This is a genomic window from Spiroplasma tabanidicola, from assembly GCF_009730595.1.
GTDB classification, from domain to species: domain Bacteria; phylum Bacillota_I; class Bacilli_A; order Mycoplasmatales; family Mycoplasmataceae; genus Spiroplasma_A; species Spiroplasma_A tabanidicola.
Genome location: NZ_CP046276.1, coordinates 686,410 through 706,371 on the forward strand (window position 1 = coordinate 686,410; position 19,962 = coordinate 706,371).

Annotated in this window: 17 protein-coding genes and 1 pseudogene; 4 read left to right on the plus strand and 14 right to left on the minus strand. The window is 21.2% G+C overall.

Annotated features, from left to right (window positions below):
* Positions 1-73 precede the first annotated feature (73 nt).
* The 5 genes from cas9 to STABA_RS03155 form a co-directional block, all read right to left on the minus strand.
* Positions 74-3,283, minus strand: coding sequence for a type II CRISPR RNA-guided endonuclease Cas9 (gene cas9, locus STABA_RS03140; RefSeq protein WP_156006451.1), 3,210 nt, complete (start codon positions 3,281-3,283; stop codon positions 74-76).
* A gap of 308 nt (positions 3,284-3,591) precedes the next feature.
* On the minus strand, positions 3,592-3,843 hold the full coding sequence (locus tag STABA_RS05840) for a DUF7788 domain-containing protein (RefSeq protein WP_170264691.1): 252 nt from the start codon (positions 3,841-3,843) through the stop codon (positions 3,592-3,594).
* A 115-nt stretch (positions 3,844-3,958) separates the two neighbouring features.
* Positions 3,959-4,123 carry a hypothetical protein gene (locus STABA_RS03145; protein WP_156006453.1) on the minus strand — a complete coding sequence of 55 codons (165 nt, stop codon included), beginning with the start codon at positions 4,121-4,123 and terminating at the stop codon, positions 3,959-3,961.
* Between the two features lies 1 nt (position 4,124).
* A complete protein-coding gene (locus STABA_RS03150) occupies positions 4,125-4,505 on the minus strand; it encodes a DUF2828 family protein (RefSeq protein ID WP_156006455.1) in 381 nt (126 codons plus the stop codon).
* A 12-nt stretch (positions 4,506-4,517) separates the two neighbouring features.
* A complete protein-coding gene (locus STABA_RS03155; protein ID WP_156006457.1) occupies positions 4,518-4,697 on the minus strand; it encodes a hypothetical protein in 180 nt (59 codons plus the stop codon).
* Between the two features lie 421 nt (positions 4,698-5,118).
* On the opposite strand from STABA_RS03155, the gene STABA_RS03160 reads away from it, so the two are divergent.
* Positions 5,119-6,558: a sulfite exporter TauE/SafE family protein gene (locus STABA_RS03160; protein WP_156006459.1), complete on the plus strand. Its 1,440-nt coding sequence runs from the start codon at positions 5,119-5,121 to the stop codon at positions 6,556-6,558.
* 38 nt (positions 6,559-6,596) lie between these two features.
* Here the strand turns inward: STABA_RS03160 and STABA_RS03165 are convergent, their stop codons facing one another.
* Entirely contained in the window at positions 6,597-8,261 is a 1,665-nt protein-coding gene (locus tag STABA_RS03165; RefSeq protein ID WP_156006461.1) for a PTS transporter subunit EIIC, read from the minus strand.
* A 4-nt stretch (positions 8,262-8,265) separates the two neighbouring features.
* Positions 8,266-9,627 (minus strand): glycoside hydrolase family 1 protein, encoded by a 1,362-nt coding sequence (locus tag STABA_RS03170; RefSeq protein ID WP_156006463.1) that lies wholly within the window; start codon positions 9,625-9,627, stop codon positions 8,266-8,268.
* A 120-nt stretch (positions 9,628-9,747) separates the two neighbouring features.
* Here STABA_RS03170 and STABA_RS03175 point away from each other — a divergent pair, with 120 nt between their 5' ends.
* Complete coding sequence (locus tag STABA_RS03175; RefSeq protein WP_156006465.1) at positions 9,748-10,098, plus strand: MurR/RpiR family transcriptional regulator; 351 nt, start codon at positions 9,748-9,750, stop codon at positions 10,096-10,098.
* Positions 10,099-10,115: 17 nt separating this feature from the next.
* Here the strand turns inward: STABA_RS03175 and STABA_RS06085 are convergent.
* A pseudogene (locus STABA_RS06085) lies at positions 10,116-11,458 on the minus strand (ISNCY family transposase).
* A gap of 203 nt (positions 11,459-11,661) precedes the next feature.
* Here STABA_RS06085 and STABA_RS03190 point away from each other — a divergent pair.
* Positions 11,662-12,432: a hypothetical protein gene (locus tag STABA_RS03190; protein WP_156006471.1), complete on the plus strand. Its 771-nt coding sequence runs from the start codon at positions 11,662-11,664 to the stop codon at positions 12,430-12,432.
* 1,561 nt (positions 12,433-13,993) lie between these two features.
* Here the strand turns inward: STABA_RS03190 and STABA_RS03195 are convergent.
* From STABA_RS03195 to STABA_RS03220, 6 genes are all read right to left on the minus strand, one after another.
* Positions 13,994-15,487 carry an ATP-binding protein gene (locus tag STABA_RS03195; protein ID WP_156006473.1) on the minus strand — a complete coding sequence of 498 codons (1,494 nt, stop codon included), beginning with the start codon at positions 15,485-15,487 and terminating at the stop codon, positions 13,994-13,996.
* 117 nt (positions 15,488-15,604) lie between these two features.
* The gene (locus tag STABA_RS03200; RefSeq protein ID WP_156006475.1) at positions 15,605-16,435 is read right to left on the minus strand and encodes an SIR2 family protein; all 831 of its coding nucleotides are present in this window, start codon (positions 16,433-16,435) and stop codon (positions 15,605-15,607) included.
* Between the two features lie 148 nt (positions 16,436-16,583).
* Positions 16,584-16,748, minus strand: coding sequence for a hypothetical protein (locus STABA_RS03205; RefSeq protein ID WP_156006476.1), 165 nt, complete (start codon positions 16,746-16,748; stop codon positions 16,584-16,586).
* A gap of 317 nt (positions 16,749-17,065) precedes the next feature.
* Entirely contained in the window at positions 17,066-17,278 is a 213-nt protein-coding gene (locus STABA_RS03210) for an IS3 family transposase (RefSeq protein ID WP_156006478.1), read from the minus strand.
* Positions 17,279-17,454: 176 nt separating this feature from the next.
* The gene (locus STABA_RS03215; RefSeq protein WP_156006480.1) at positions 17,455-17,829 is read right to left on the minus strand and encodes an IS3 family transposase; all 375 of its coding nucleotides are present in this window, start codon (positions 17,827-17,829) and stop codon (positions 17,455-17,457) included.
* A gap of 206 nt (positions 17,830-18,035) precedes the next feature.
* Entirely contained in the window at positions 18,036-18,314 is a 279-nt protein-coding gene (locus STABA_RS03220; protein WP_156006482.1) for a helix-turn-helix domain-containing protein, read from the minus strand.
* A 685-nt stretch (positions 18,315-18,999) separates the two neighbouring features.
* Here STABA_RS03220 and STABA_RS03225 point away from each other — a divergent pair.
* Positions 19,000-19,947, plus strand: coding sequence for a hypothetical protein (locus STABA_RS03225; RefSeq protein ID WP_156006484.1), 948 nt, complete (start codon positions 19,000-19,002; stop codon positions 19,945-19,947).
* The last annotated feature ends 15 nt before the right edge of the window (positions 19,948-19,962 follow it).

Sequence of the window (19,962 nt, forward strand, 5' to 3'; positions counted from 1 at the left end):
TATATGATAGTCCTGTAAAATTATGTAGTAGTAGAACTCATATACATAATTAATATATCATATAATATTTAAATTAGTCAAGATATTTTATTTTTGTTCTTGTTGAATTTGATGTGACTAATTTAATTTTTTTCATTTTCTTAATTGATTTGAAAATTCTTTTTTCATTTTCTACACTTTTATTTAAATATTTAAATTCAAATCTTTCAGCATTTTTGTCAAATCCTACAACGATATAATTTAAAATCTCACCATCATATTCAAAAATCAATTCATTATTTTTAAATAATGTGAATTTTTTCTTATATGTTTCATCAATTTTATATAATAATTTTTCTTGCTCATATTCTTTTGTTTTAAAATTAATATTTGAGTTATTTTTATTACTTACAAAATATGCTACTTTATGAGTAATTGGTAAAACTTTATACAAATTATACTGTTGTGAATAAAATAAATCTCAACCTAAAGTATTTGATCCTGTCATAACAATTTCTTTACCTTTTTTAACATTTTTAAATTTATGAGTAATTTTTGTATATTGATTAACAACTCCATTATTGTATTTTAAATATCTTATGTTTGGTGGATTTTTTTCATTAGATTGTTTTATAATTTTTTCATTTAGTTCATAAACAAAATGATGAAATGGGTTTTTAACTGGTTTATTATCTTTATCAACATCATTTATATAAGTATCATATATTTTTTTTAAATGATTAAATGTTTTTGAATCTGACTCATAAACTAATAAATCTTTATAATCTATGGTAAATAACTTATTAATTTTTTTTATTTTTTCTGAATCTTTTGATAATAAATCTATTTTTTCAATTTTATATAGATTATTGTCAATTACTTTGCAACTATAAATAGTTTCATTAAACATCATTTTGTTTGAACTTTTTTCTATCTTTTTAGTAAATTTATAATCAAAACTATTAATGTCATTAACAATTAAGTTTATTTCTTCTCTTTTAATAATTTCTTTTTCATCTAATTCTCCAATTATTTTATTCATAGTTCTTCCATCATAAATATCAATAATTGGAGCTAATGCACAAATTGTTGCATCAACTGCATGATGTTTAAAATCATCACGATCTTTTTTAGGTAAATATAAGAAGTTACTTCTTATATAATTTGTAAATCCCCCATTAATTGTTTTAATTGAATAAGGTTTTTTTAATTCTTTTTTAAAAAAAGTTAAATAGTTTTTTACTTCTAAAGTTGCATATCTAGTATCATTTAAGTTTCTATTAATAAAACTTTTTTTAACTTCTGTGTCATTTATATCTTGTTCAAATATTAAATTTTGATACTTATTATAACCATACTTTCCAAATTTTTTACTTCCAACATAATTTATATACATTAATGATTTAAATTGCTCTCAATCACGATGTATTTCTCTAAAATATTCATATGGTGTTTTTTTACCCTTTTGTTGATTTTCATTTTGTAATACCAATACTTTATTGGTTCTAGAATCGTCTAATGATACTGAAAAAGGAATAATATGATCAATTTCACAATAATTTGGATCATTAAAAAGTCTAGTTATATCTATTGTTTTACCAGAGTACACACATTTACCATCTTGTTCATTTAATAAAGTTAATTTTAATCTTGTTTTAAAATCAATTCTTTTAGTGTTTTGATTATATTTTTTTTCAATTTCAGTTCTTTCTTTTTCATTTTTCTTTTGAATTTCATTAATATATTTTTTTCTATCTTCTGAATTTGATTCTCTTGCTAATTCAATTACAATATCTTTAATTTCAATATCAGACATATTTTCAATTTCTTTAATGATTTTTAAACTTTCAATTAAAGATCTTTTAACAACTGGAGATATATACATCTCTGAAATTTTTTGTCTTAAAACAGGCATTTTTGTAAATTTTCTATCAATTTTGATGTTGTAATCTGGTTTTATATTTTTTTCAGAAAAAATTTGCATGTGATTTTTATTTTCATATCACATTTCTTCAATAGCAATATTCATAGTTTTTGCACTTAGACTATGAGTACCTGTTAAACTTATTAAACTAATTGCTTCAATTTGTTTATCATCTAATAAATTGCTATTTATTTTTAAAAGTTGTTCTTTTCTAGAATCTGAACTTTGAAAAACAGTTAGTATTTCTACAATTTTATCTAATAAATCAATATTTTTTAAACTTATAAAATCATACTTTAAATTTGAACTTATTAAAATACTTCTAATTTTATTAATAGATTCAAATTTTGTGAAATTTGGTTTTTCCTTTTTATCGATTCGATAACCAGTAATATCACTTTCTTTTACTTTTAATAACTTTGCAATAATTTTTAAAGTAATATTTTTACTTTTAGTACCATCATGATTTATTACAGATTCAATTACTTCATACTTTTGATCATAAGTTAAACCGTTTTCAACATCATTAATCTTTAAATTACATAAATCATTTAAAATATTAAATAAGTATGAAGTCATCGAATGTTTTGGTGCTCTTTTTTCTTTACTGTTATATGTATCATAACCAGAAAGACGTTCAAAAAATTCTGATTCATCTTTTCAGCCATACTCACTTTTAGTTGTTTTTGAACTAGTAGTTCATCCAGGACCATCAAAATATTGTCTTTTTCTTTCGTATAATTTTATAAAACTTTCTTTAAATTCTTCATTTATTAAACCATTAGCTATTTGTGTATCTAATATTTTTTCAACTTCTTTTTTATATCAATCATGAGCAATTAATGCATCTTCTGCTTTTAATCCTCGATACTTACCAAATGTTTTAAAATTGTTTGCTTGAATATCAACAGGAAGTTTATCTTGTTTTGCATTAATTTCATCTAAACTAACATCTTCTTTTTTTTCTTTTTTTAATTCCATTAAATCGTCTTTATAATTAAAACTTCCTCTTTTTTTAGTGTAATTATAAAGTATTAACATTAATTCTTGTAAACTTATCTTATTTTCAAGTGATTTTTTTCTCACTTCTAAATAGTCGATATTAAAATCAAGTTTATAAAAATCTTCATAACTATTTAAAAAATCAAACTTTACAAATATATTTAGTAAATCTCTTTTTCTTAAAACTTTTCTTCTTAGATTTCTTCTTCTTGTTCTTTGCATTCTTCTATCAGAAGTAGTAGAAGTTTTTTGACCTCCAGCATTTGCTTCACTAAATAAACGTGATCCTGCATTTATGATTTTTTTATTTTCTATATCATATATTGATCATCCAACTGAAGCTATACCTATATCTAATCCTACATTTACTTTTTTCATACCATTACTCCTTTTATTCTTAAATATTTAACTATAAACTTATCTTATATTCAAGTTAAAAACAAAAAACAACTCTTAAGAGTTGTTTTTTTTTTAACGATTTATTAATAATATAACAAGGTTCAATAACTCGCTTTTACAGAATAAAATTCAGTCTCAACAATTATTTGTGTTTTTTTTCTGTATGAACCTTTAATATAATCATTATATATCAAATAAACTCAAATAGTTTTTATATTTTTTAAATGTTTCAATCATAAATACTTCTGGTGTAAACTCATTTATACTTTCTAAGTTAAATAAATCTTTTAAAATAAATGTTGAAAATTACTAATTAAAATTACATTTTTTTTCATTTTTAACCACTGAAAACTTTGATCAATATAAAAATCAACATTTCAAAAAATAATTTTTGGTAACTCAAGATTATAACTTTTAAATTTATTTTTTCAATGTTTAAAGTTACTATCTTGATTATTTGACGTAGCTTGGTCAAACTCCATATAACTAATAATTAAAATATATTTTGGATTATCAGAAAAATTAATATTATTTTTCATAGCTAATAATATTTTTTTTAAATACTAGATCAATATTTGTTGTACCAACTGCATTAAGAGTTTTTAAAATATTAATATCATTAATAAAATTACCTTTTAATTTAATAAATTTAGGTTAATTTTCAAATTCAAATAAAACATTTTTAAATACACCTTGATTTTGATGTTCTAAAAACATTTCTAAGCCCATTGAATTGTATAAAGACAACACTTCTATGGAACCACTAAAATCACACACTGGTAAAATATTTGTGTTTTTTGGAACTGCAATTTTTTTCATATTATTTCAATATGCAGCAGCTTCATTTATATCATAAAAAGCATGTTCGATAATTTCATATGCAAAAAAAGTTATTAGCATTTAAATTATTTGAATAACTAATTGATTTATTTAAAAAATCATTATATTTATCAAAATCATTTCTACTAAAAGCATTTGCATATTTTTTTAAAGATTTACCTGATAAATTACTATAATTTATACTTTGATAATCTTTGATTCTTAAGTTATTTTCAACAAGGTTTAATTTAGCTTTTAAACTTGTAAGTATTTTATGATATACTTTGTAATAAAAGTTTATATCAAAATTTAGTTTAACTAAGTTAACAAATTTTTTAGCTAAAGTTATTTGTTTATGATTAGAAACGTTGATTGAAGGCATTCATTTTGAAATTTATGAAATACTTTTATCACTTTGATTAACTTCGCTAATTAAAGTTGAATAAATTAACTCGATTAAACGCAAATCTGTTGGATTAATTGCAAGATTAATTGCATAATCATATTTACCTAATTTTAAAATAACATCAAATAAAACTTGACGATCAACTTTATTACTTAAAAAATTAATCATGCTTTTTGCTACTCTTCTTTCTCCTTTTCCTCCTCTTATATCTAAGTAGTTTAAAAAGTTAAGAATAAATAATTTGTTATTTTCTTCTCAGGCTTCATCAACAATTTCTTTTAATAAGTCAACAGGATAAAAACTTAAATTTTTAGAAAAAAGATCTAAGTTTTTTTCAAAGTAGATAAATAAGCAATAGAATTTTTGGTATTTCTTATTAGGTTAAGTTGATTTTGTAATTTAGTTAAAAACATATAAATACCCCCTAAAAGACATAAAAAAAATATTTTTTTAAAAATTAAATATTTTTAATTTTTATTATACACTTATTTATGTATAAACATAAAAATAATATTTTTTTATACAAAAATAAAGTTAAAAAATTGTTGTTCTTGTAAAGTTGTAAAATATTTATAGGAGGAAAATATAATTGATTAAAAATATTGATGAGTATTTGATTGAAATTGAAAAAGACATTGAAAAAGTTTATGAAATTTCAAATAATTTAATTAGTTTTAAAAAAACAACTAAAGAAATTAAAAAAAGCATAATTCAAGATTGAAAAGATAAAAATATTGATGATAATCAAAAAGTTAAGTGCTTAAGCACTTTAAAAGAAAGTTATAAACAATATTTAAAGATTTTTGATAAAAAAAGTAAAGATAACCTTATAGATTTAAATCAACAATATAATCAATACGTTGATACTTACAATAAAGATAAAAAACCTTTAAAAAAGAAAATACCTGTTAAAGGAATGAAGATATTAGGAATAAGTTTAGTTCCATTAATGATGTTATTAGCTTTGTGTATAAGTTATTTATGTGTAAACAAAATTAATCTAACTAATCAAAACTCTATAATTGCATTTAGTTTATCAATGCTAATTTTAGTAGTTTGTTTAATATTTTTAGTTTTTATAATCATATTTTCAACTAAAAAATCAGTTTTAGATTACAAGAATAAATCTTATATTTGTGCAAGCATTGGATTTACAGCAAGCTTTTTTGATACATTAGGAATTGGTTCATTTGCAACTAACACTGGTCTTTTAAAAGCAACAAAAAGTTTAAAAGATGATAAAAAATTACCAGGAACATTGAATATTGGTATGGCAATTCCGAACCTATTTTCTGGTGTATTATTTATGACAAGTGTTAGTGTTGATTTAACAACTTTAATTACATTTGTATTATCTGCAATTATTGGTTCTTTAATTGGAAGTAGTATTGTTAATAAAATTAATAAAAAACTAATCGCTATTATAATGGGAGTAGTTCTTGCAATTACTTCAATTCTAATGCTTTTAACAGTCAAAGGAATTGAAGTATTTCCATCAGGAAGTGCTATGGGAGTTTCAGATGTTTGATGAAAATTATTCTTAGGATGTCTTGCTTTTGTATTTTTAGGAATAATGATGAGTTTTGGAGTTGGTCTATATGCTCCAGCAATGGCAGTTATTTCATTTTTAGGAATTAACTTCTTAGTAGTATTTCCAATAATGACTTGTAGTGCAGGATTAACAATGCATATAAATGGTTATAAATTCTATTTTAAAAATAACTATATGCCAAAAACAAGCTTTTTTATGACAATAGGAGGCATAATTGGAGTTTTAACTTCTTATACGATTGTATTTTTAGGTTTAATTACTTTATTAAAAATTGATCAAACTTTAATAACAGATGTTTTCAAATGATTAAGTGTTTTTGTTATTGCCTATTCTTCTTATACTTTATTTAGAAGTTATTTTAAACAAAGAAAAGTTGTAATAAGTGCTGTACCAAAAATAAGTTATAATATTGATTATTTGGATTTTAACAACTATATTAATAGTTTTTATACAAATACTTTTGTAAAAAATATCTAAAAAAAATGTTTCTTAAATAATTTATAAGAAACATTTTTTTATTTGGTTTGTTTTACTTTATTAGTTTTTATTTTTTTATTTTCTTTATAAGTTTTTTTTAATTCAAATATATCTTCATTAAAATCTTCTAAAAGTAAATTTCTTGTTCTTTGAGAAAAATATTTAACTTTGCCTAAAATTATTGTCATTAAAAACGTTACACAACAACTTACTAAAATTGATATTGCTCCTCATAAAAATCCTCCACCAAATCAAGTTGATACTCCAGTAGCATCTGGTGCTTTATGTTGGAACATCAAATAACCAAATATAGAACTTGCTCCTTGTAAAGCATAAGTGTTAGAAGCAACTAATACAAGACTTCCACAAAATACACCAATTGAACAAGCAATTAAAGGATATAAATGTTTTAAATTAACAGTAAATAATGAAGGTTCAGTTATACCTCCTATTATTGAAGATACACCATTTGATATTCCTAATTCTTTTAACTGTTTAACTTTTCTATTTAAAACTACAAAAGCAATTGTTGCTACTCCTTGCGAAACATTTGAAAGTGTACATAATCCTTGAATGATTGTTGCTCCATACATTGCTTGACCTTGTAAAATAATTGGTGTTAATGAATGGTGTAATCCAGTAATTACTAAAGGACCATATAATGCTCCAATTAAAGGAACTGCTATATATTTTGCAATGTAATTTGTACTTAATCAATTCACTGAAATTGATAAATAGTTTGTAAATAACATTCCAATTGGAGCAATAATAAATACTGAAAATAAGAATGTAACTGCAATTATTAATACTAGACTTAAAATGTTTCTAGCAGTAACATTTTTTATTTTAGAAGTTCATCTTTCCATATAAGCTCCAAAAATTGCAACTATAATCATTGGAACCATTAAACCATTAAAGTTGATTTTAAAAGGATAAGTAGTTCCTTCTCCAAATAAAGTTCAACCAGGATATTGACCAAGAATTGTTTGACCTTCTTCAGGTTTTACATCTCCCATATTAATTAAACCCGGAGCAGTTAATACAACTGCAATTAATATTCCGTAAATTGGAGTACATCTCATTGCTTTAAAAACAGTATAACCTACAGCAATTGTTATAAATAATGAAAAAGTACTAGTTAATACATTTAAGATATCTGCAAATTGTCCTAAAAAATGAACACTATCTCCAGCTGAAGTATTAGTTCCATTTCATTCTACAGTTAATAACGATCAAATTGTTAATAAAAGTCCATATCCAATTAAGGGATAAACTATTGGAGAAAAAACTTTACTTATAAAAGATAAACACTTATTAGTAATTCCTTTTACTCGAAATTTACCTTTCATTTTTGATATTTCATCGTTTTGTTTAGTAACAAAATTTATATCATCACTTGAGACTTTTATGTTGTTATCAATTATAGTTTTTCCATCAATATCATAGTTATTAATCTTACAAAATGTTTCATAGAAATTTTTAACATCCATCCCAATTATGACTTGATATTCATTTCCTCCAACATTTTTTTTAATACCAGTTGAATAACTTGCTTTTTTTATCTCTTCTTCATTTACTATGTCTCAATTTTTAAGTTGAAATCTCATTCTAGTCATACAGTGCATAAATGAAATGATGTTTTCATAACCACCAAGACTATTAAATAATTCTTGAGCACTGTTAATATAATCTTTTTTAATCATTACTCTATCCTTTCTTAGCTTCAATCATTTGTTTATATCAATATGCTGATTTTTTAAATTTACGACTTTGATCTTTTAAATCAACTTCAATTAAACCATAACGATTTTTAAAAGCATTTCTAAAACTTCAACAATCAAGTGCTGCTCATAAATGATATCCAAAGCAATTTGATCCATCATTAATTGCTTTTTTAATTTGTAGTAAATGATCTGTTAAAAATTCAATTCGATAGTCATCTTCAATCATACCTTGTTGATTTCTATAGCGTTCTTCATTTTCAACTCCCATTCCATTCTCTGCAATATATCAAGGAATGTTATTAAAATCATTTTTTATTTCCATTCCAATTTCATATAATGCTTCAGGATATATTTCTCAACCTCTATGAGGATTAATTTTTGCATTTTCTGGTATTTTTATTTCAAATTTATCCATAACTCATCTATTTAAATTATTTTCTTTACATTTAACTCGACAAGGAAAATAATAATTTATCCCTAAAAAGTCTATTTTAGTTTGTTTAATAATATCAATTTCTTCTTGGGAGTGAGCTGGTAACATATCATATTCTTTTAAAGTTTCTATTAAAATAGGATCAATTTGTCCATTATACATAATTTTTAAAGGTCCTTTATTTACATATGCATCATAAATTCTTGCTGCATCAATATCTTCTTTACTTTGTGAATAAGCATAAGTATAGTTTCAATTAAATACAACTCCAATTTTTGCTTTTAAATTATGTTTTTTGTATTCTAATAAAACTTTTGAATGTACTAAAAATATTCCAAATGCTTGGTTAACAGCTTGTTTTGGATCATTTAATGCAGGATAATGTTTATCATTTAAATAACCTTCATAAACTGGAACTAAAGGTTCGTTAAATGTAACATAATAATCAACTTCGTCATTAAATTCTTGAAAAACAAAGTTACAGTAGTTTACAAAACTATTAATCACTTCACGTGATTCTCATCCACCCTTTTGATGTGCTCATAAAGGCATATCAAAATGAAATAATGTCATAAATATTTTGATGTTATTTTTTTTATACTCGTTAATATAATCATGATAAAAATTTACAGCTTCATGGTTAAGGTTTTTACCATCAGGAAATAGTCTCGCTCATGAAAAACCAGTTCTTAATGAATCAAATCCAATTTCTTTAAACATTTTTATATCATTTTTATAATGTCTAGTAATGTCACAAGTTATTTCTGGTCCAACACGATCATAAAATAACTCTGGATGTTCTTGAAAGTATTTATCAAAAGTTAAATCCCCAATTTTTGTAATACCCTTTCCTTCTGTTTGCATAGAACTCATAGAAGCTCCAATTTGAAAATCTTTTTTAAATATAATCATATATTATTCCTCCTAATTTGATACTAACTATTAGAATTTTTTTTACAATTAAAATATCATAATAGAGAAATTTTTCATAAATTAAGAAGTTTTTTGTTAATATAAATAAGAGGTAAATTTATGTTTAAAAGTATAAAAGAAAAGCTAACTTTAATTAAAAATAATTTGGAAAATCAAACTCATATTTTAATAGCAAACTATTTATTAGAATGTATCGAAAATAAAAAAACACCCAAAATAAATGAGTGTTCTAAAAAAGCATTTTGTTCTGAATCAGTTATAACTGCTTTTTCAAAAAAATATGGATATGAAGGATTTAAAGAATTAGCTACAAGAATTAAAGTAGAAATTGAATATTATAACTATAATACAAAACATAATAATATTGAAAATGAAAAAAATAAATATTATAAAAAGTTATTACTTAATTCTTTTGAAATGATTGATTTATATTTGTATTATTTACTATAACAAAATAATGTCAATAACTAATTAATATTTCCTAAAACTTTATTTTTTGAGTTTTTATAAAATATTCAATTAGTATACTTTCAAGGACTGCTTGTTTTTATTGGATTATAAATTTTATTTATCTCAGCCGGGTTTTTATCTTCATACACCTCTTTATAAGTAGAATTTTGTAATACTTCTAATAAAGGCATTCATTCACTATATGAGTTTGAATATAGTTTTCCGTCAAATGTCTCAACAACCATTATTTTTGTTTTATTTTTATAAAAAACTGGTTCTCCATTTGAATGTGGAATATAGTACTTATTTTGGTATTTTATAGTTGAACCCTTATTTACTGTTCTTTCAAATCTTCTAGATAAATAAAAATCTATATTTTTAGTTTCTTCAAAAAATCTAAAAGAATTAGTGATATTCCCTATTGAAGGGAAAACTGTGAATTATATTTATCTATATATTCATCTAAAAACAAATTAGCTTAGTTTATAGTTGATATATTATTTTCTTTAAGTTCCTTTGGTAGGCGATCTTGAAGTGTATTTCACAACCTTTCAATACGGCCTTTAGTTTGTGGAACGCTAGATGTTGTTAATTTTATTCCTAAGTTGTGACGCAAAAATTTGTATTGTGTTAAGGTGTCAGAATGTAGATCTGACTCCTTTTCTTTTGGACTTCAAAATACCGTTCTTTTGTCTGTCAATAATTCTTTAGGAACCCCATAGTTAAGCAAAACTTTCTTTATGATATTGTAATAACCCATAAGAGTTTCTTTAGTGTCAAAATATAAAGCCAATATTTTGCCAGTAGCATCATCAATAAAACCATGTAGATATCATTTTTCTTCTTTAATTCAGTAATGTACAGAAGCATCTGTTCGCAACCTTTCTCCAAACTCAGTTTTTCTATGTTGCATCGGATGACTATTTTCAATACTTTATTAAGTATTGAAATACTCTTTTTTTTCTATATTTTTTATATTTTGATTTTTTAAACTGTTAGCTATTTTTTGTTTAATTATTTTTTTAGTTACTCTATGTATTCTTGGAAAATACATGTTATTTTCCTTTAATAAACTAAGTAAATATGTATACGAAACTTTTATATTATAATTTTCTAGCAACTTTTCTTGAAAGTGTTTGTAATTATAGTCAAAAAATTCATCTATATATAATTTAATTATTTTTTGACTAATATCACTGCTAATTCTTCTGCAAGACAATCTGCCAGTGTTCTTATGAATAAAAGTTATGTAACCATTTTTTTATATTTATTAATTAATATATTTACATTTCTAATTGTTTGACATAACTTTATAGAAGCTGACTCTTTTGTTTTTTTGATCTATAACGTCTTTGATAATTTACATTCTCTTTTTTTCATTCATTTTTAAATATCTCCTCATTTTAAACCTCCCAAAAAATAATTATAGTTTGGGAAATTTTAATTTGTTATATATAAGGAAAATATCATATGTTATTGACATATTTGTATTATTTACTATAACAAAATAATTGTATATTTTTAAATAAAATGTTACTATAAATTAGTAATTAGGAGGAAATAATGAAAAAATTATTAATACATTTAATTTCTATATTCATAATAACTAGTTCTTCAGTTCAAGCTACATCATGTTATAACGGAAATGAAAATAAGACAGAGGAAACTAAACCTGAAGAAAACCATGAAGTATCAAAATTTAGTAGTTTTATTGATTTTATGAAAGCACAAATGAAAAATGAAAACGGAAGAATTGACAATTGATACCATTTATTTTGAAAAGATTACAGTGGAATATCAGAAGAAAAACAATATGATGAATTTTTTAGCAATACTGTAAATGGACAATTTAATTCTATTCGTTACGTAAACACTAGTTACGTAAGAAACTTTGGAGAAAGAATTAAAAATCAATTATTAAATAACGAAGAAATAAATAAAGATTTTATAGATAAAAACAACAATCAATTCTCAAAAAATATGTATTATAAGTTAAGTGAAAATCCTTATAAAGTTGGAACAATTTTTGATGATTTGTTTATGTCTTTACACCATTCTTATGATAAAAATGATCAACCAGTTTTAAATGATAAATCTATAGTATATGCTATGCTTGATAATAAAAGCTTTCAAAATTATAAAGAATTTAAATATATTGAAATAAGAGTATATAAATCATGATATTTATGAGATTTAAAACCTGAAAAAGTATATGACTATGAATATTTCTACATAAAAGCAGAAGAAAGTTCAAAAGATTTGTATAACGGAAATTACAACAACATTTTTTATGAATTAGAAGATTTAAATAATAATACACTTAAAAAAAATTAGTTAATAAAATTAAATTTTATAGTTTTAAATACTAACGTTGGCAATAGCGAACGTTATTATTTAAATTTTTTTTCGTAATTTTTACTATATTGATTTATACAAATTTTATATGACTATATCTAGTGTTTTTTTCACTTATTTATTTTTCTTTATTAATATGATTTAAATAATTACATTTTATACTAATAAAAAATAATTTATTTTATTAGTATAAAAATTACAATAATTACTCATAAAAGTTTTCTAAAAATACATTTAATGATTTTGTAAATTTATTAATTATATTTTAAACTTCTTCAAATAATTATTATATTTTTAAATTTTTTTGCATATTAAAATTGTTTATTTTTTATTATAAATAAAGTAGTTATAGTATTATTTATTTTATAATTAATAATTACATCATAATCAATCATAAACCATTAAAGTGTTTAGCTTATTAAATATCTTGAGTTATTTGAAAGTGTCTTAAATTAGTTCATGAATACCTGTAAAAATAGTTGTTTTTATAACATTTTTTAATTAAATAATTTTTAAGATATCGATTATGCTTCTTATATTCATTTGATAAAAGTTTTAAATATTTTATTTACTTTTTTTAGATACTTTTAATTTCTTTTCTTATTGTTTTTTAATTAATTTTATATAAACTATAGTATTTTTATTTGCAAAAATTATTTCTATTAAAGTCAGAATCTCATGCTAAATTATTATTTTTGATAATATATTCTTTAATTTAACCAATATCTATATCACATTTAGAAATCCTAAAATCAGTTAAAACTTAAACTTTTAATTATTTTTGCATAAAAATTATATTTTATAAACTTATTATGTTGTTTTGAAAACACTTAATTAATTAATTTATACCAATTTTATATTTTTAATAAAAATACAAAATTAGCAAATTATAAAATGTTTATAGGTCAATTTTTTTACATTTACTTTTAAGTTTATTTAAAATAAGTTCTTTTTTTAGTTTTTTACTCATTTTATCAACAAAAATATGAAATTCACTTAAACTATTAGAATAATAAAATTTATCTTTCTTAACAAATATTCTGGTTAAATTGCTAACTGATTTAATATTTTGATCAAATTCTATTTGGTAAATAGCATTCCATTAATATATATCTAAAGCTATTTTTTTTTTTTTTTTGTGTTTTATAGATATTTTTCCTATTTAGTGTAAAAAATATGTTTTAACTAATTTAATTAGGTTTGTTTCTTAAAATCTTAGATATATCATTAATAATTATTTTTTACTTATAAATATTTTTTTCATAGTATATATTAATATGAATTTTAAACGAACTAACACAATAATATTGTGTACGCTTTGAGATTTTATTTCTGTTTTACTTGTAAATTTTATAAACTTGTTACGATATTTTAGATTTTTTGTTTTTATAAAATTATTCATATTAAGTATGTCTATGTATATAAAATTAAACTTACTTTTTGATCAGTTATTTTTATTAATATTATTTTTTTACTTGTTTTTTTATCTTAATAAAAATTTCAAAGATAATTCAATAAAATATAATTATCTTTGAAATTTTTATAGTTGTTTATTTCAATTATCGAATACATCACTATTTACAACACTTAACTTTTTAGTACTTTTTATTTTAATGCTAAAAAAGGTTGAGAATGCTTCTCCAAAAACTATTGCATTTTGAACTCCAATTGTGGATAAAAACTCAAATAATTTTAATCTGAAGTCGCAACAATTTTGCACTTGCATAATATCTTTATAGTTATTTAAAGTGTGTACAATAAAATTAGAGCATTGACTTATATATAATTCAGGAATATCTGATAGTGATTGAGTCGACAATCATAAACTAAAATTAAATTTTCTTCCTTCTCTGACAAGAAGTTCTAAATACTTATGGAATATTTGATTATCATCTTTAAATAACCTGTGACTTTCATCCATAACAATTAATATATGCCTATTATTAGTCATAGAAGAGTTGTGAATCAATTTTGTTATTAATGTAAATATTAACTTGTCAATTGGATTTTTATAATTCATTTTTATTATCATTACGTGCTTAAATTTATTATTCATAAAATCATATAAAAAATTTAATTCTGGTTTTTCACTTTCAAAGACTTTTAAATTTTTAACAAAAAATGGATTCTTAATAAACTTATTTATTCTTGGTAAATCATATTTTGTTTTATAATCTTCTTTTTCTTTTGCTACATCCATTAGTTTTTTTAAATTATCTATTTCACTGATACGTCCTATTAAATGATTACTCATTGTTTCTGTGAAACCAAAAATTTCAATATATTCATATAAATCTAAACTTTCATAACTACCTATATTAAAATTTATAAGTGGTCATAATGTTTCATCATTACTTAACAAGTCATATCTTTGTATATAATTTTCATTGACAATATTTGTATATTCCCCATTATAATCAAAAATTATTATTTTAGGATTAAAATATCTTGAAAATTCTATTTTTTTATCATTTTTATAAAGCTCCTTATTTAATGTACTTCTAATTAAATGGGCGATGGTTCTTGACTTTCCAGAACCTGTTTTACCAAATATGCCTAAGTGTTTTCCGAATAAATTATTAAAATTAGAAGATATTTCAATATTTTTATTATTTATAAGATTTCCAACTTTAATAGATAAATATTTTGAATCAACACTACAAATAGTTTTCAACACTTTTTCTTCTAATAGATAAACTTCATTATTAATTTTTGGATATTTTTCTAACTTATCACTAAAGCTATTTTCTATCTTATTATAAGTTCCTATAATAGTCGAACAAACAGTTACTTTACTTCTCTTTCATTCAATGACATTAAAATTATTGTCATAATTATCATTTATTGAATTTACTTTCAAAATTATTGAAAAATTATTAGTTATATTTGTTTCTAAAAAACTATTAATATAAAAATCTTTATTAATGCAAAAATTTTGATCAATGTTATCAAACGGGACTTTGATAATTATTTTATCTTGTGTTATAGAACTAATATATCCAACAAAATTATTCATTTTCTCAAATTTCTTCATTTTCTTCTAAATCTTCATATTCTACTAATCTTTTGTTGTTTCACAACAAGTTTTTTAATAAATTATTTATATTTTTACCATTATCATACCTTTCGTTTGATATTATTTTTTTAGAAATTAAACTGAAATCAGAAAATTCTTTTCCAAAAAAAAAAAAAAAATATTTAAGTTATGACCTCTATTAAATAATTTTACAAAATCTTCGTGTCTTTTGTTATTTTTATCGTAATAATCATACACAAATATATAAGCCTCAAGACTAGAATTACTATAAAGTGAATCAAATAATAACGAATTAACATGGGTGTCATTTAATGAATAACTACAAACAACAATATTAGTTTTTTGAATAGATAAAACGTTTTTAAAATATCTAAATAAATCAGAATATATAGATAAGTTTGATTCATTAAATTTATTAGATGTATGTAAAATAAAATGAGAACTATTTTCTAAATTTTTAATCAATAATTTATTAACAACAGCATCTCTATAAAAATCGATTTGTTTTTCAATTATGTTATTATTTTCCTTTTCTCAACCTATTAAACCATGTAGTTTTACAAGATTAATATGATCCATTTTTATTCTTTGATTTTGAAAACTATTTGTATACTTTATAGTATCATATTGAGAAATTTTAAAAGTTCTTGTCAAAACGCCTGAAAAACCATTATTAATATTAAAATCAAAAAAATCAGCCATCTTTTCTAACAAAACATCATAATTTAAGGAAAAAATAGTTATAGTTTTATTATTTTTAAGTTTATTAAAAATACTATTTAAAAAAATAATTATATCTATATTAACTGTATAGTCATAATCAATATTTCCGATAGCCGCTCTTAAAAACTGTTTAATAAAAGAGTCATTATCTTCAGAAAATTTATTATAAATAAATTTATAGGCATCATTATCTTTAATTTCAAGAAAAGTTAAAAATTTCATAAAATAATTTAGTTGTTCTTCTATATTTACTTCGTTTTCTAAGGCAAAATGATCAATAGATTCTTTTAAAAATCTTTATTTTTTAAATCCTTATTTTCATCTAAGGAATTAAACAAACTACTTATTCAGTTAGTAAATAATTTATTATTTATTTTTTTAAAACACTATTTATTGATATTCCATTACCAAATAAAAACACAAGATTTTTACTTGAACTTATTCTTTCATTCAAATCTAAATAAGTTTTTTCCATTTCTGAGTTCTCTAAATAGTCTTTTGAAAAATATTTAGAGAATATTTCGTATTTCTCCATTTTTATATCCTCTTTAATATTATATTGCAATTTATATAGAATAGATAACTAATATGAATATACATATTTATTTATATGAATAATAAGCAATTATGTAACAGGTAAAATATACTTGGAAGTAAAATTACGAAGTAATTGAATTATGCATAATTAAATAAATAAAATTAAAAATATAAAAATTTATCAAATAAACCAACCTATTTAATCACAAGTTTAGAAACACTTGGAAAATCGAAAAAGACAAACATAGAAAAAGTTAAAAAAATATAAAGAATTTAGACCAATAAATATACTTTGTCAAGTACACAAAATGTTTTTTATAAGAATACTTCAAAATTATTTGAAGTATTCTTTTTATTTGTAATAAAAACAATATAAGCATATGCTGGAGGTTCATTATGTTTAAACATTATTCTTGTATAGTTATAAAACTCTACATAATTATCTATTACCTTTTTTAGATTGATAAAACTATTTTGTTTTAATTTATTTTTTCATTCTTCTTTTAATGAAAAAAAAGTTTCACACATTGCATTATCAATAGAATTGCCAGGTCTAGATAATGATATTATTATGTTATTTTTTTTAGCATATCGCCTTACAAATACAGATGTTTACTTAATTCCATTATCAGAATGAATAATTAGTTTTTTAGATATATCTTTTCTATGTAGCGAAGCTTTTTCCAGTTATTTTTTATAAATATCTATATCGTTTTGAAAGATACTTCATAACCGACTATAAGCCCAGTATTTGCATCTTTTATAACACTTAAATACGTATACTTTTTATTAAACGGTATATAAGTTACATCTCTAACTCATAACTCATTTTTTGAGTATAAAGATCAATTTCTATTAACTTGATTAGGGCCGTGTGTAATTTTTTTGACTTCTTTAGGCTTTCTATTCATTTTTTTAATTCTTATAACTGAATATAATTTAAAAATTTTTATAATTCTAGCTATCTTAGTTCAACTTGCCACAATTCCATTATTATTTAAAACTATTTTTATTCTTGGCGTCCCATAAATTTCATTATTTTTTATAAAAATATCTTTTATTTTAGAATCTAAATTCATATCTACTTTTAAGTTAAATTATGACTTATTCTTTTTCAACAGATATAATAACTAGCACTGATTATATTTAATAATTTACATAAAGAAAAAATTGTATATTTATTTTTATATTTATCTATTTTTTAAAATAATTAATTATTCTTTTTCTGAATCCTCCATTAGTTCCTTGAACTTTTTTAAAACCTTATTCTAATTTTCTAATCATTTTAGTTTTTGTTAAGTTCAGCAATTTTTTTGTCTTTCGGATCTTTTGAATTAGTTCTAATTTTTTCGTTATGTTTGTTGTGTTTTCCTGTTTTTGAAATAAGTGATTCATCACCATAAACTTCTCAATCTAAACACATTCTTCTAACTGTTGAATATGATATGTTGTAAGTTTTTGATAAATCTCTAAAAGATAAATTTTGCTTAAAGTATTTATTTATTAATTCTTTTTTAGTATAAAAATCTAGAATATTTGATTTGTTTCCTTTTAAATTTGCCATATAAAAAATTCTCCTTGTATAATTTTATGTTTTTTTAACACAATGTATACTTAGAGAATTATATTTAAAAACTTTTTAAATCTTTATTAATTATATTAATAAAACTACTTTTTATAAAAGTACAATAATAAATTGTTAAAATTATTTTTTATCATTCAATTTCATTTTACTCTTTTGTTAAAAAATATGTTTTTATTAATAAAAGTTTTTTGAGCCTAATTTTGTATATCTAAAATATTTAAATCTATATAAAATTATTTACTTATTTTGAAGGGTTTTGTTATTAATATTTCAAAAAAATAATATCGCAATAAGATTTTTATCAATTATTATATCATTTTAACGAGTGAATAATTTATTAATCAATAAATTATTTTTTATAAATTTAAATAATAAAATAAAAATATAAAATTTGTAAGTTTTTAAAACAGTTTTTATTGCATTATCAATTATTCGTAACTAGTTATTTAATTTATATAAAAATAAAATAATACACTTTATGTAAAAAGGTCAAGTTTTAAATATAAAATAGTTTAAATTTAAACTCAATATAAACTATATTATAGCAAGATAATATTTAAAATATATTAGTTTTTATACTATTAAAAAATTCAAATTTATAACATTTATTAGTACATTATAAATAGCACTAATAAATGTATATTTAAAAAGCGGAGAAAAAATTATGAAAAAATTATTAATAACTATAAATACTCTATTATTATCTTCTCTTGGCGCTTTAACTTTATCTGCTTGTGATCCAAAGTCTAACTATCCTAAGACTAACTATGTAAAATGAGAATTAAGCGATACTAAATTCGAATTAATTAAACAAGGTCTTAAAAAAAGTTCTATAGAGATTATAATTGAAACAAATTTAAGAGAAATTTCTAATAAAATAAATAATTATTCGGCATCAATTAACAAAGATTTTTATGTGAAATTTTATAATAAAAACAATTTATATAATGAAATTAAATATACTGATAATGATAATATTTATGGTGACACAACAATTATTATTACAGCATCAGATACAACTGAAGTTTTAAAAGGACAAAAAACAATAAAAATAGATAAATTAAACTTAGAAAAGTTAAAAAATACTCAGTTAGATGCTGGTTATAAAATGAATTTTTATGAAGAAAAAATAAAAGCAATATTTTATAATGAAAATAGCAATATTAATCCTATTTTAAATGTAGATTATAAAATAATTAATCAATGAACAAATAATGAAAGTTTTGAAAGCGGAAGTTCAATTAAAGTATCAGCTATAAAAAAGTCAAAAATACTATCAGGTGAATTTGAAATTAATGTAGTATCTTATGATTCCGAAGATGAAAATAGTGTTTTTATAGAAAAATATAATTTTAGCTACACTCAAAAATTTTCTTTAAAAAAGGAAAAAGAGCACTATGATTATTTAAAAAGTATTTTTGAAAAAGAAATTTTTAGTTGATTTGTTTTTAAAGACAAAGAAGATTTATCATATAGATTTGAATATAAAAGCTCGAGCGAAAATTATCTAGATCTTAAAATTATCACAGGTGTTTTTGTAAAAATAGTAGAAACATCAAAATACATTAAGCAAACGCAAAATGAATTTAAACTAAATATAAAATATTATTAAAGTATTTTTAAAAAA